General features: G+C 73.8%; 13 protein-coding genes. 6 read left to right on the top strand and 7 right to left on the bottom strand.

Annotated elements, in window-relative coordinates:
- The first annotated feature begins 54 nt into the window (after positions 1 to 54).
- The 6 genes from ABID77_RS09700 (at position 55) to htpX (ending at position 6311) form a co-directional block, all read left to right on the top strand.
- Complete coding sequence (locus tag ABID77_RS09700; protein WP_429594785.1) at positions 55 to 1224, top strand: M20 family metallopeptidase; 1170 nt, start codon at positions 55 to 57, stop codon at positions 1222 to 1224.
- 57 nt (positions 1225 to 1281) lie between these two features.
- Positions 1282 to 2298 (top strand): Bug family tripartite tricarboxylate transporter substrate binding protein, encoded by a 1017-nt coding sequence (locus ABID77_RS09695; RefSeq protein WP_429594370.1) that lies wholly within the window; start codon positions 1282 to 1284, stop codon positions 2296 to 2298.
- Between the two features lie 61 nt (positions 2299 to 2359).
- Complete coding sequence (gene pyrC / locus ABID77_RS09690; RefSeq protein WP_429594367.1) at positions 2360 to 3424, top strand: dihydroorotase; 1065 nt, start codon at positions 2360 to 2362, stop codon at positions 3422 to 3424.
- Complete coding sequence (locus ABID77_RS09685) at positions 3409 to 4509, top strand: NYN domain-containing protein (RefSeq protein ID WP_429594364.1); 1101 nt, start codon at positions 3409 to 3411, stop codon at positions 4507 to 4509. Before pyrC ends, ABID77_RS09685 begins: the two co-directional genes overlap by 16 nt.
- Positions 4506 to 5354, top strand: coding sequence for a DUF3025 domain-containing protein (locus ABID77_RS09680; protein ID WP_429594361.1), 849 nt, complete (start codon positions 4506 to 4508; stop codon positions 5352 to 5354). The genes ABID77_RS09685 and ABID77_RS09680 overlap by 4 nt, the downstream gene beginning before the upstream one ends.
- Before the next feature lie 81 nt (positions 5355 to 5435).
- Positions 5436 to 6311 (top strand): protease HtpX, encoded by an 876-nt coding sequence (gene htpX, locus ABID77_RS09675; RefSeq protein WP_429594359.1) that lies wholly within the window; start codon positions 5436 to 5438, stop codon positions 6309 to 6311.
- Positions 6312 to 6401: 90 nt separating this feature from the next.
- Here the strand turns inward: htpX and ABID77_RS09670 are convergent, their stop codons facing one another.
- The 7 genes from ABID77_RS09670 to ABID77_RS09640 form a co-directional block, all read right to left on the bottom strand.
- Positions 6402 to 7271: a LytR/AlgR family response regulator transcription factor gene (locus ABID77_RS09670; RefSeq protein WP_429594356.1), complete on the bottom strand. Its 870-nt coding sequence runs from the start codon at positions 7269 to 7271 to the stop codon at positions 6402 to 6404.
- A gap of 33 nt (positions 7272 to 7304) precedes the next feature.
- Complete coding sequence (locus tag ABID77_RS09665; RefSeq protein WP_429594782.1) at positions 7305 to 8330, bottom strand: sensor histidine kinase; 1026 nt, start codon at positions 8328 to 8330, stop codon at positions 7305 to 7307.
- A 56-nt stretch (positions 8331 to 8386) separates the two neighbouring features.
- A complete protein-coding gene (locus ABID77_RS09660) occupies positions 8387 to 8683 on the bottom strand; it encodes a 2TM domain-containing protein (RefSeq protein WP_429594353.1) in 297 nt (98 codons plus the stop codon).
- Complete coding sequence (locus tag ABID77_RS09655; protein WP_429594351.1) at positions 8680 to 9207, bottom strand: DUF6622 family protein; 528 nt, start codon at positions 9205 to 9207, stop codon at positions 8680 to 8682. The genes ABID77_RS09660 and ABID77_RS09655 overlap by 4 nt, the downstream gene beginning before the upstream one ends.
- A 353-nt stretch (positions 9208 to 9560) precedes the next feature.
- Positions 9561 to 10976 (bottom strand): ProQ/FINO family protein, encoded by a 1416-nt coding sequence (locus tag ABID77_RS09650; RefSeq protein WP_429594348.1) that lies wholly within the window; start codon positions 10974 to 10976, stop codon positions 9561 to 9563.
- A 148-nt stretch (positions 10977 to 11124) separates the two neighbouring features.
- Entirely contained in the window at positions 11125 to 11763 is a 639-nt protein-coding gene (locus ABID77_RS09645; protein WP_429594345.1) for a flavin reductase family protein, read from the bottom strand.
- Between the two features lie 63 nt (positions 11764 to 11826).
- Positions 11827 to 13563, bottom strand: a complete 1737-nt coding sequence (locus ABID77_RS09640; RefSeq protein ID WP_429594342.1) for an NAD(P)/FAD-dependent oxidoreductase — start codon at positions 13561 to 13563, stop codon at positions 11827 to 11829.
- Positions 13564 to 13584 lie beyond the last annotated feature (21 nt).

The raw sequence follows: 13584 nt of genomic DNA, 5'->3' as shown, positions 1-13584 counted from the left end.
GGAAACTTCGGACACTCCAACCTTGGCCTGATCGCAGGCACTCCCATGCAGACTATGCCGAAGACCGACCCCGCTGCCCGACGCGCCGCCGTGCTGGCGTGGCTGGCGGACCAACGCCACTCGATGCAACTGCTGTTGCAGGAGATCGTCGACATCGACAGCGGCAGCCGCCAGGTCGAGGGCATCGAGGCCGTCGCCACGGTGCTGCGGCGGCACCTGGAGGCGGCCGGCCTGGCGGTGGACTTCCATCCGGTCGCCGGCCACGGCCCCATGCTGCAGGCCCGCCTGCCGGACGCCGCCGAGGGCCCGGCCGTGTTCCTCATGGGGCACATGGACACGGTCTATCCGGCCGGCACCGCGCAGCGCCGGCCGTTCCGCGTCGAGGGCGAACGCGCCTTCGGACCCGGCGTGGCCGACATGAAGTCGGGCCTGGTGCTCAACGTCTTCGTGGCCGAGGCCCTGGCGCGCACGGGCGCCGCCGCCGGCCTCAAGGCGCCGTTGCGGCTGCTGTTCTCGTGCGACGAGGAGATCGGCTCGCCCGCCACGCGCGATCGCATCATGGAGGTGACCCTCGGCGCCCGCGCCGTCTTCAACGCCGAGCCCGGCCGCGCCAACGGCAACGTCGTGACCAGCCGCAAGGGCTCGATGGTGGTGGAGTTCGCGGTGGACGGCGTGGCCGCCCACGCGGGCATCAATCCGTCCGCCGGCGCCAGCGCCATCGATGCCCTGGCGCGCAAGATCGTGGCGCTGCACGCGCTCAACGATCCGGAGCGCGGCCTGACGGTCAACGTCGGCGTGATCCGGGGCGGCATCGTGCCCAACATGGTCGCGCCCGAGGCGAGCGCCGAGGTCGACCTGCGCTACACCGCCGGGCTCGATCCCGACGAGGTGCTTGCGCGCGTGCGGGCCATCGTCGAGGCGGAGAACCCGCCGCGCACCCGGGGCCGCATCGTCGCCGAGCGCCGCACGCTGCCGATGCGCCAGACGCCCGAGGCGCTGCTCGCGCTCTATCGCCGCAGCGCGCAGGCGGTCGGCTTCGACGTCCAGGGCGAGTTCACCGGCGGCGCCGCCGACAGCGGCCTGACCGCCTCGATCGGCGTGCCCACGCTGTGCGCCACCGGGCCGGTCGGCGGGCATCCGCACACCGAGCGCGAGTACTGCGAACTCGACACCCTCGTGCCGCGCGCCCAGGCGCTGGCCCTGGCGCTGCTGGACCTCGACTGAGGACCTCGACCGGGTGTCACCGCCTTCGTTCTTCCATCTCCATCGAATCCACGCACCATGTCTTCCGCTCCCGACCTTCGTTTCCGATCCCTGCGCCGCGGCCTCCTGGGCGCCGGCCTGTCGCTGGGCGCCGGCCTGCTGGCCGCGCCCCTGGGCCTCCGCGCGCAGGACAGATTCCCGTCGCGCCCGGTCACGCTGATGGTGCCGTTCCCGGCCGGCGGCTCGGTCGACCTGATGGCGCGCCAGTACGCCGAGCCGATGTCGCGCGCGCTGGGCGTGCCGGTCATCGTCGACAACCGCCCCGGTGCCGGCGGCTCGGTGTCGTCGCAGCTGGTGGCGCACGCCAAGCCGGACGGCTACACGCTGGTGGTGTCGTCGCAGAGCAGCCACCTGGCCAATCCGCTGACGCAGCCGAAGCTGGGCTACGACCCGGTCAAGGACTTCGAGAACATCACCATCCTGGGCCGCCAGCCCAACGTGCTGGTGGTGCATTCGAGCCTGCCGGTCAGGACCTTCAAGGAGTTCGTCGAGTACGCGAAGAAGAACCCCGGCAAGCTCAACTACGGCAGCGGCGGGGTCGGCAGCATGGGCCAGCTCAACGTCGAGATGCTCAAGGCCGCCACCGGCATCTACACCACGCACATCCCCTACCGCGGCGGCTCGCCGCTGATCACGGCCGTGCTGGGCAACGAGGTGCAGTTCATCCTCGACAACCTGCTGATCATGCTGCCGCACATCCAGTCCGGGAAGATGCGCGCGCTCGCCGTCACCGCCGACAAACGCATGCCGCAGCTGCCCGACGTGCCGACCTTCGCCGAGGTCGGCTACCCGCAGCTCAACATCACCTCGTGGACCGGCCTGGCCGCGCCCGCCGGCACGCCCGAGCCGGTGGTGCGCGCGCTCTACGACGCCGTGCGCCGGGCGGCGGTCTCGCCGGCCATGGTCCAGGCGCTCAACGAGCGCGGCGTGATCCCGCCGGAGGAGCTGCCGCCGGCCGCCTTCGAGAAGATGATGGCCGAGCGCCTGGTGACCTTCGGCGACGTGGTGCGCCGCGCGGGCATCAAGGCCGAGTGATCGTCGCGGACGGGGCGGCGCCCGAGGGGCCGCCGCGCGGGCGCGATGGGAGAATCGCCGCATGACCCGTTCCGCCGAGCCCACCCCCGCCGCATCGCCCTCCACCCTCACGATCACCCGCCCCGACGACTGGCACCTGCACGTGCGCGACGGCGCCGCGCTGCGGGCCGTCGTGCCGCACTCCGCGGCCCAGGTCGGCCGGGCGCTGATCATGCCCAACCTGCGTCCGCCGGTCACGACCGCGCGACAGGCCCTGGACTATCGCCGGCGCATCCTCGACGCCGTGCCCGCCGGCACGGCCTTCGACCCGGTGATGTCGCTCTACCTCACCGACCGGACGCCGCCCGAGGAGATCGCGCGCGCCGCCGAGGCCGGCGTGCGCGCCCTCAAGCTCTATCCGGCCGGCGCCACCACCAACAGCGACGCCGGCGTGACCGACCTGCGGCTCGCCTACCCGACGCTGGAGGCCATGCAGAAGCACGGCCTGCTGTTCCTGGTGCACGGCGAGGTCACCGACCCGGCGGTCGACCTGTTCGACCGCGAGGCCGTCTTCATCGACCGCGTGCTGATCCCGCTGCGGCGCGACTTCCCCGAGCTGAAGATCGTCTTCGAGCACCTGACGACGAAGGAGGGCGCCCAGTACGTGCGTGCCGCCGACCGCTTCACCGCCGCCACCGTCACCGCGCACCACCTGCTCTACAACCGCAACGCCATCTTCACCGGCGGCATCCGCCCGCACTACTACTGCCTGCCGGTGCTCAAGCGCGAGACGCACCGCCTGGCGCTGGTCGAGGCCGTCACCAGCGGCAGCGACCGCTTCTTCTTCGGCACCGACAGCGCGCCGCACGCCGCCCACCTCAAGGAGCACGCGCTGGGCTGCGCCGGCTGCTACACCGCGCTGACCGCCCTCGAGCTCTACGCCGAGGCTTTCGACGACGCCGGCGCGCTGGACAAACTGGAAGGCTTCGCCAGCTTCCACGGCGCCGACTTCTACGGCCTGCCGCGCAACACCGGCACCGTCACGCTGCGCCGCGAGACCTGGACCGTGCCCGAGACCGTGCCCTACGGCGAGGCCACGCTCAAGCCCCTGCGCGGGGGCGAGACGCTGAAATGGAAGCTCGTCTGAACACCGCCACGATGAAGGACGACGCCATGAACGACCGCACCATGCTGCTGATCGACGCCGACAACGTCTCGGGGGACGTCATCGAGCAGGCCGTGCACCAGGTGCTGGCGGAGCACGGCGCGCTGCACGTGCGGCGTGCCTACTGCACCGCCGAGGCGGCGCTCAAGCACCAGATGCTGTTCAAGCGCCTGGGCGTGCGGCCGATGGTCAACCTCGCCGCCGGCAAGAACAGCACCGACATCGCCCTGGCGGTCGACGCCATGGACCTGGTCGTGGCGGAGCGGCCGCGCGTGGTCTACCTGGTGTCGTCCGACTCGGACTTCGCGCCGCTGGTGATCCGGCTGCGCGAGAAGGGCTGCCGCGTCTGCGGCATCGGCCAGCAGGGCAAGACCGGCGAGGACACCGTCGCCGCCTACGACGCCTTCACCGACCTGCGCCATCGCGCCGATGGCGGCGCGGCCCCGGCGCGCCGGGCCGGCGGCGCGTCCGCCACGCGCGCAGCGTCCGGCACGCGCGTTGCGCCTGTCGAGCCCGCATCCACGACCAGGACCGCACCTGCACCTGCGCCCGTGGCATCCCACGCGGCCCCGGCCCCGGCCCCGGCTCCGACTCCAGCTCCAGCTCCAGCTCCAGCTCCAGCTCCAGCTCCGGCGGCGACGTCGCGCGCGTCGGTGTCGGACGCCGCGAAACCCGCGTCGGCCACGGCCTCCCGCACCCCGTCCTCCCGCGTCCCGGCCGGCGTCGCCGATCCATCGTCGGCGCCGACATCGCCGGCCTCGACGGCCCCGCCGCCGGCGCGCAAGACGGCCGCCCGCAAGACCCGCGGCGCCAAGGCGGCGACGCCGCCGGTCGATGCCGCCGCGGCCGCCGCCGCCGAGGCGGCCGGCTTCATCCTCGACGCCGCGCCCAGCCTGCGCGGCGGCGGCGAGGTGGCGCTCAACGACATCGCCCAGGCCCTGCGCACGGCCGGGCTGCTGGGTCGGAACGCCAGTTCGGTGAAGCTGTTCGAGAAGCTGCCCACCGAGTTCGCCGTCTTCCACCACCCCGACCGCATCCGCTGGATCGGCGCCGCGAACGCGCGGTGAACCCGCCGGCCGTCGACTGGACCGCGCCGTGGCTCGCGCCGTACCGCGCGCTCGGCGAGCCGGCGCTGCGGGCCGTGACCGCCGGCGACGGCGGCCCGACGGGGGGTCCCGACCAGGTCCTCGCGACGTCGGTCGCCGAGGCGCTCGACGCCCGCGTGCCGCCCGGCGCGCCGTTCCCCGTCCGCTTCGTCGCCCAGTCCCGGTTGCCGCCGGGCGAGCCCTACGAGCGCTTCATCGCCGAGACCGGCGGCGTGCCCACGCGCGACAACCTGCACGACTTCTTCAACGGCCTGGTCTGGCTGCATCGCCCGATGGCCAAGCGCCGGCTCAACGCACTGCAGGCGGCGGAGATCGCGCGCTGCGGCATCGGCGCCACGCGCGGGCCGCTGCGCGACGCGCTGACGCTGTTCGACGAGAACGGCGCGGTGCTCGACGCGCCGCCGGCCTTGTGGCGCGCCCTCGTCGCGCGCGACTGGCGGAGCCTGTTCGTGACGCATCGCGCGCTGTGGCGCGAGGCGCGGCTCCAGCTCTTCGGCCACGCCCTGCTCGAAAAACTCGCGACGCCGCGCAAGCCGATCACCGCCCACGTGCTGCTGCCGGGCACGTCCGGCGCGCGGCGCCTGACCGACGACGACGCCGCGCTGGCCGCCGCGCTCGATCCGGCGCACTTGCGCGCCAAGCCCTTCGTTCCGCTGCCGGTGCTGGGAGTGCCCCTGTGGTGGGCAGGGAATGAGGCGCCCGGCTTCTATGATGACGCCGACGTCTTCCGGCCGCCGCGCCGTCCCACACCGACAACCACACGCGCCGCCCCGACGGCCGACCGGCGTCCTCCCCCTGCGGCTTGAAGCGCGCGGCCCGGTCCCCATCTGTCGGAGGGACCGAACCGCCGCGTCCGGAACCGTCCTTCCTCCCACGGAGAAATCAACTTGAAACGCATCCTTCTCTTCGTCCTGACCAACGTCATGGTCGTCGCCGTGCTGGGCGTGGTCGCCAGCCTGCTCGGCGTCAACCGCTTCCTCACGGCCAACGGGCTGAACCTGGGGTCGCTGCTGGGCTTCGCGCTCGTCATGGGCTTCGGCGGCGCGATCATCTCGCTGCTCATCAGCAAGCCGATGGCCAAGTGGACCGCCGGCCTGCGCATGATCGACAACCCGCAGAACGCCGACGAGGCCTGGATCGTCCAGACCGTGCGCAACTTCGCCGACAAGGCCGGCATCGGCATGCCCGAGGTCGCGATCTTCGAGGGCGAGCCCAACGCCTTCGCCACCGGCGCGTTCAAGAACTCGTCGTTGGTGGCGGTGTCCACCGGCCTGCTCCAGGGCATGACGCGCGAGGAGGTCGAGGCCGTCATCGGCCACGAGGTGGCCCACATCGCCAACGGCGACATGGTCACCATGACCCTGATCCAGGGCGTCATGAACACCTTCGTCGTGTTCCTCTCGCGCGTGATCGGCTACGCGGTGGACAGCTTCCTGCGCCGCGGCGACGACCGCAGCTCGGGCCCGGGCATCGGCTACTACGTCAGCACCATCGTGCTGGACATCGTGCTGGGCTTCGCCGCCGCGATGGTGGTGGCCTGGTTCTCGCGCCACCGCGAGTTCCGTGCCGACGCCGGCGCCGCGCAGCTCATGGGCCGCAAGCAGCCGATGATGAACGCCCTGGCCCGCCTGGGCGGCCTGCCCGCCGGCGAACTGCCCAAGGCGGTCGAGGCGATGGGCATCACCGGCTCGATCGGCAAGCTCTTCGCGACCCACCCGCCGATCGAGGAGCGCATCGCGGCGCTGCAGAACGCGCGGGGTTGAGACCCCGGGCATCGGCGGTCCGATGCCCATCGACGCAGATGGAAGAAGCGCCCCGGTCGGGGCGCTTTTTTTTCGTCGTCGGCACGCGGGTCACAGGGTCTGGAACCGATGGGCGTGCAGCCGGCTCACCGGCAGCGTCCCGGGCCGCCCGCGCAGCGTCAGGTGCAGCCGGCCGGCCTCGTCGCGCCGCACCGAGTCGATGGCCGCGGCGCGCACCACCACGGCCCGATGCACCTGCCAGAAGACCTCGGCGTCGAGCCGGGGCAGCAGCTGCCGCAGCGGCGTGCGGATCAGGTGCTCGTGCGTCGCGGTGAGCACGCGCACGTACTTGTCGGCGGCCTCGAAGCACAGCACCTCGTCGATCGGCACCAGGCGCACGGTGCCGCCGCCGGCATCGCCGACGGGAAGCAGGCGCAGCGGGGTCGGCGCCCGCGCGCCCGCCGCGGCGGCGGCGCCCGCCGCGTCCAGGGCGCCGCGCCACCGCGCCAGCGCGCGTTCCAGCGCCTCGTCGACCGCGAGCGCGACCGCGGACGACGGCATCGACGGCGCGGGCGGCACGGCCGGCGGCGCGTTCGCGGCCAGCGCCTGCCGCAGCCGGCCGACGGTCCGGCGCAGGCGCTCGGGCCGCACCGGCTTGAGCACGTAGTCGAGGGCCTGGGCCTCGAAGGCGCGGGTCGCGTACTCGTCGTAGGCCGTCACGAAGACCAGCTGCGGCAACGGCGCCGCGTCGACCGGCCAGCGCTCGGCCAGTTCGGCGGCGGCGCCCAGGCCGTCGAGGCCGGGCATGCGGATGTCGAGAAACAGCACCCGCGGCAGCAACCGCAGCGCCGTCTCCACGGCGGCGCGGCCGTCGCCCACGGTGGCGACGACGCGCAGGTCGGGCCACGCGGCGGCCAGCTCGGCCACGAGGGCCCGCGCGAGCAGCGGTTCGTCTTCGGCGACGAGGGCGGTGGCGTGCATCGGGGGTCCTTGGGGATCGTCGTGGCCGGCGCGTCAATGCCGCTCGGGCAGCGGAACGCTCAGCGTGGCGCGGGTGCCGCCATCGTCTTGCGAAGGCGCGAGGTCCAGGCGGGCCCGGTCGCCGTGCACGGCGGCCAGCCGCTCGCGCACCTGGGCGAGGCCGAAGCCGCCACCGTCGTCGGCGGCGGGCGCCGCGTCGAGCCCGACGCCGGTGTCGCTCACCTCGATCACCAGCCGGTCGCCCTGGCGGCTCGCGCGCACGTCGATCCGTCCGCCTTCGACCCGGGGCTCCAGCCCGTGGCGGATGGCGTTCTCCACCAGCGGCTGCAGCAGCAGCGGCGGCACGGGAATGTCGCGCAGGTCGTCGGGCAGTTCCAGGGCGTAGCGCAGGCGCTCGCCCATGCGCACCGCCATCAGCGCCAGGTAGTCGTCCAGCCGGTCGAACTCGTCGGACAGCGGATGCGCCAACGCGCGCGAGCCGCCGAGCGTCATGCGCAGGTAGCGGTCGAGGCGGTCGAGCATGGCCACGGCGCGCGGCGGGTCGAGGGTGACGAGCACGCGCAGGTTGGCCAGCGTGTTGAACAGCATGTGGGGCTCGAGCTGGGTCTCCAGCAGCTTCAGCCGCGCCTCGGTGGCCGCGCGCCGCGCCTGGTCGACCTGGCCCTGCAGATGACGGCTGCGGCCCAGGCCGTAGAAGAAGAGGCACAGGCCGACCGTCGCGGCGAGCGTGACGATCACCCCCGTGGCCAGCCTGCGGCCGGCGAGGTCCAGGAAGTCGAGGGTCGGGGCGCCGACCCAGGCGTCGCCGATCAGGTTGCCGCCCAGGAACCCCAGCGTGGCGCCGACGGCGACGATCACCCAGCCCCGGGCGCCCGGCGGCCAGCGGACCTCGCGGTGCCGGGTGGCCAGCAGGCGGCCGGTGTCGATGAACAGCCAGCTCAGCAGGCCGATCGACAGCGAATAGACCAGGTGCGAGGTCCATCGGCCGCCGCCGGCGATGCTCAGGGCGGCAGCGATCGCGCAGGAGAAGGTGGCGGTGATCAGGCCGTGGCGCAGCATGTGGCGCAGGTCGTCCCCGATGGAGCGGGGGGTGGTGGTCGCGGTCGGGTCCGGGCTCACGCGCGGTCCCGGTCGCCCAGCGCGCGGCGCTCGCGCGCCACGAGCCGTTCGTGCAGGCCGCTGCCCGAGGCCGCGAACCAGACCACCGCGCCGTGGACCAGCAGCCCCAGCCCCCAGCCGAGCAGCGGCTGGATCGCCCCTGCATGGCCCCGGGCGGCCGACAGCCCGGCCAGGGCGAGGTTGACCAGCACGTAGACCGAGGCGTGGACGTACCAGCCCATCTTGGCGCCGGCGCGGCGGCGGGCGAGGCGGTCGAGGTCGGACGGGGAAGCGTCGGAAGCGGAGTGGTTCATGACGGCTCCCCGTTGTACCGCAGGGCCATGCCGTCGGGGGCCAAAGCCAGCCGCCACATCCGCAGCGCGCGGGCCGCGAAGACGCCGCTGAACGCGCCGTAGAGCAGCGGCACCGCGAGGCCGAAGGCGGCCTGCCGGCGCAGCTCGGGATGCAGCGCCAGGGCGACGCCGACCGCGTACTTGATCAGGAAGAGGCCCGTCATCAGCATCAGGGGCACCGCGCTGCCGGCGACGTGGAAGCGGCGCCGCGCGGCGTCGTAGCGGGTCGTGACGGGCAGCGGGCGCCGCAGCACCAGCGTCAGCGCGGCCAGGGCCGCGACGGCCCAGCCGGCCAGCGCGACGGGCGAGTCGCCGAAGACCGACACCAGGCCGAGGACCGACAGCGCGCCCATGGCCAGGGGCATCAGCGTGACGCGGCCCAGGCCCGGGTCGTGGGCGACGAGTTGCCGGGCGCCCAGCCACAGCAGCAGCAGGAAGAGGGCGAACACCCATCGAGGGGTGTGGAGGACGATTTGCAGCAGCATGGCGGGACTCCTTGGAAGCGTCGGCGGGCTCGAACGACGATGGAAGCCCGACCGACCCGGCGGACTGTGCCGATGCCCGGGCGCCATCGCCACCGGCATGCGACGGGATGCGCGAGGGCGGCGCCAGCCGCCGTCCCGCGTCGCGAAGCGCGGGACGCGGCATCGTCCGGGCGAATGCCGCGGCGTCGATGCGCTTTCCGCCGCGCGGTCCGAGACGTCCGGTCCGTTCGTCCGCCCCAACGAAAAATGCCCCGCGCGTGCGGGGCATCGTCGATCCGGAGGGCCGACAGGTCGCCGGCACGGGCCGCGAGGCGCCCGCGCCCGGATGCGCGCAGGCGACGCGGCGATGCCGCTCAGTCCGCCGGCTTCGGCGCCACGGGCGGGAAGGGTTCCGTCGCGGCCTGCGGCTCGACTTCGGGACCGACCTCGCCGTCGGCATCGTTGTCGGCTTCGGCTTCGGCTTCGGCTTCGGGCTCGGGCTCGGTTTCGGTGCCATCGCCGTACGCCGGATGCTCGCCGGACTCGCCCGATCCGCCATCGACCGATGCGTCGTCGACCGCCGCGTCGTCGCGGGTGGCCGGCCCGGCCATCGCCGCCGCTTCGGCGGCCGCCGCCTGGGCCTCGGCGAAGGCCTGCGCGTCCGCCTGGTCCTTGCGCGCGCGCTGCAGCGTGCGGGTGACCTCGCGCGGCTCCATGCCGTACATGTCGGCGAACTCCGCCTCGGTCTTGCCGGTGGTCTCGAAGGCGCGCAGCAGGGCCTCGCGCTTGGCGCCCTGGCGGCCGAGCTCGGCGAGGGCGTCGTCGAGGGCGGCGTTGCCCTTGACGTCGCGGGCGCGCACGCGCTCGGCATAGGCGTCGCGGCCGACGCCGGAGGCCTCGATGGCCGCGATGATGCGGTCGCGCAGGGCGGCGCTCAGGTCGTCGGGCGTGCGCGACTGGCGGCGGCGGAACACCTCCAGGATGGCGTGGTGGATGTGCTCGGGCGCCACCGGTTCCACGGGCTTGGCCTCGAGGTCGTGGCGCGGATGGCCGGCCGCGACGGCGTCGAGGTAGCGCGTGGAGCGCGCGTGCAGGCCGAGCGCGATCTTCAGGTCCTCGGCCTTGAACTCGTCGCCATGACGCTCCAGCAGGTCCTGGTAGACGCCCAGCTTGAGCGGCAGGAAGCGGGCGCCGAACATCGACGGGTAGAGCTCGAACAGGCGCTGGAGCACCGGGTGGACCTTGTTGCGCGAGGACTGCTGCTGCTGCGCCTGGCCCTTCGGCGATTGCGCCTGCGCCTGCGCGGGCCGGCGCGGCGGCCGGGCGGCGTCGGGGCGGCGGCGCGGGCCACCGTCGCGGCGCGGTCCGAAGGGCGCGCCGGCATCGGCGGGCGCGGGCGCCGCGCGATCGCCTGGGTGCTCGGCGGCGTGGTCGTCTCCGGCGCCTTCGGCTTCATCCGCGTCGACAGTGCCGACGTCGTCGTCGGCGGTGCCGGCGGCCTTCGGGCCGGCTTGCCCGGAGCGGCGTCGGCCGCGTCCGCCGCGCGAGCGCCGCGCGCGCGGAGCGCCGGTCGCGGCGCCGGCTTCAGCGTTGCCGCCGTCGTTTCCGCCGGTGCCCGTACCTGCATCGGCGCCATCGCCGGCGCCTTCGGTGCGGTCGACGGCGGCGCCGGCGGCGTCGGATGCGCCGGTCCGGCCTTCGGGGAGCGACGCGGTCGGGCGCGGCGCGGGCTCGGCGGCGGCCGGTGCCTGCGGCGAGGGGGAGGAGGTGGCGTCGGGAGCGTCGGTCATCGGAATGCGGTGGTGGGAAGGGAGAGGGGCGCGCGCGGGGCGCGACGCGGGGAGTCCCGCAGCGTCGGTCCCGGAGGACGTCGAGCGCGTCGGCGGATTCGGAGAAAAGGAAAAGGGAAGGAGACGGTCGCGGGGTCGGCGGGGCGGGTCAGCGCGGGCGGAACATGCGGAACCGATTGTCGGGCGTGATGGCGAAGTAGTCGGCCGGGCCGCCCGCGCGCAGGATCGGCTCGGCCGCGGCGGTGTCGTAGATGCCGTCCTTGAGCAGCGTTCGCGCGATGTGCACGCCCACCACCTCGCCCAGCACCAGCCAGGTTTCCACCGGCGCTTCATCGACACCTTGGAGCTGCACGATCTGCGTCAGCCGGCATTCGAAGGACACCGGGCTCTCGGCCACGCGCGGCACGGCGATGGTGTGCGAGGCGACCGGCGTCAGGCCGGCGAGCTCGAACTCGTCGACCTCCGGCGGCACGGCCGCGCAGCTCGCGTTCATGCGCTCGGCCAGGGGTCGCGTCGCCAGGTTCCAGCCGAACTCGCGCGTCTCGCGGATGTTGCGCAGGGTGTCCTTGGTGCCGATGCTGGCGAAACCGACGATCGGCGGCGTGTAGTTGAAGGCGTTGAAGAAGCTGTAGGGCGCCAGGTTCAGCCGGCCCGTCGCGTCGCGCGAGGAGATCCAGCCGATCGGACGCGGGCCGACCATCGCGTTGAACGGGTCGTGCGGCAGGCCGTGGCCCCGGGCGGGCTCGTAGAAGTGGAAGTCGGCGGGGGCTTGCGGGGCGTCGGACATGGCGTTCCTGGAAAAGGGGGTGGCGGTGGGTGGAAGGAAGGAGCGGGCGCCGCGCGCCGGGGCTCAGGGCATCGCGATCGCGTCCGCGTTCGCCGACGGCGGCTCGGTCGGGGTCGGCGTGGCGACCGAGCCGACCGCGCGCCCGGCGTCGCGCAGGATGGCGCGCGCCACGGCTTCGGCCACGCGGATGCCGTCCACGCCCGCCGACAGGATGCCGCCGGCGTAGCTCGCGCCCTCGCCGGCGGGGAACAGGCCGCGCACGTTGGGGCTCTGGCAGTCGTCCTCGCCGCGCGCGATGCGGATCGGCGACGACGTGCGCGTCTCCACGCCGGTGAGCACCGCGTCGTGCATGTCGAAGCCGCGGATCTTGCGGCCGAAGACCGGGAAGGCCTCGCGCATGGCCTCGATGGCATAGGCCGGCAAGGCCGCGTGCAGGTCGGTCGGCGTCACGCCGGGGGTGTACGAGGGCACCACCTCGCCCAGCGCCGTCGAGGGCCGGCCGGCGACGAAGTCGCCCACCAGCTGCGCCGGCGCGCGGTAGTCGCCGCCGCCCAGCACGAAGGCGTCGGATTCGAGCTGCCGCTGCAGCGCCATGCCCGCGAGCGGCGAGCCCGTGGCGCCGTGCTCCCAGCCGGGGAAGTCGCTCGGCTCGATGCCCACCACGATGCCGGCGTTGGCGTTGCGCTCGTTGCGCGAGTACTGGCTCATGCCGTTGGTGACCACGCGTCCCGGCTCGCTGGTGGCCGCGACCACCGTGCCGCCCGGGCACATGCAGAAGCTGTAGACCGCGCGGCCGTTGGCCGCGTGATGCACCAGCTTGTAGTCGGCCGCGCCCAGCAGCGGATGGCCGGCGTGGCGGCCCCAGCGCGCGCGGTCGATCACGCCCTGCGGGTGCTCGACGCGGAAGCCGATCGAGAACGGCTTGGCGTCGATCCGCACGCCGCGCGCGTGCAGCATCTCGAAGGTGTCGCGCGAACTGTGGCCGAGCGCCAGCACGACGTGGTCGCAGCGCAGCTCGCTGTCGGTGCCGGTGCGCTGGTCGCGCACCGTGAGGCCGCGCAGACGGCCGTCCTCGATGCGCAGGTCGGTCACGCGCTGCTCGAAGCGGACCTCGCCGCCCAGCGCGATGATCTGCTCGCGCATGTGCTCGACCACCTTGACCAGCTTGAAGGTGCCGATGTGCGGGTGCGCGACGTAGAGGATCTCCGGCGGCGCGCCGGCTTTCACGAACTCCTCCATCACCTTGCGCCCGAGGAAGCGCGGGTCGCGGATCTGGCTCCACAGCTTGCCGTCGGAGAACGTCCCGGCGCCGCCCTCGCCGAACTGCACGTTCGACTCGGCGTCGAGCACGCCCTTGCGCCACAGGCCCCAGGTGTCGCGGGTGCGCTGGCGCACGGTCCTGCCGCGCTCCAGCACGATCGGGCGGAAGCCCATCTGCGCCAGCAGCAGGGCGCTGAAGATGCCGCACGGCCCGAAGCCCACCACCACCGGGCGCAGCGGCAGGTCGGCCGGCGCCCGCGCCGGCGGCAGGTAGCGCATGTCGGGCGAGCGCGTCACGCGCGGGTTGCCGGCCAGGCGCGCGAGCAGCACGTCCTCCAGGGCGGCCGGGTCCGGCCCGGCGAGCGTCACGTCGACGATGTGGACCTGCAGCAGGTCGGCCTTGCGGGCGTCGAAGCTGCGCTTGTGGACGTGGATGTGCGCGATGGCGCCGGCGTCGACGCCGAGCAGGCCCTGCACGGCGCGGTCGAGCGCGTCGGCGGGCGGATCGAGCGGGAGCTTGATTTCCGAGAGTCTGAGCATGGCGGGGCTTGTGTCTATCAA

Origin of the sequence: Variovorax sp. PvP013 (assembly GCF_050435945.1) — a bacterium.
GTDB lineage: Bacteria > Pseudomonadota > Gammaproteobacteria > Burkholderiales > Burkholderiaceae_C > Variovorax.
This window is presented reverse-complemented; position numbering and strand designations above follow the sequence as displayed.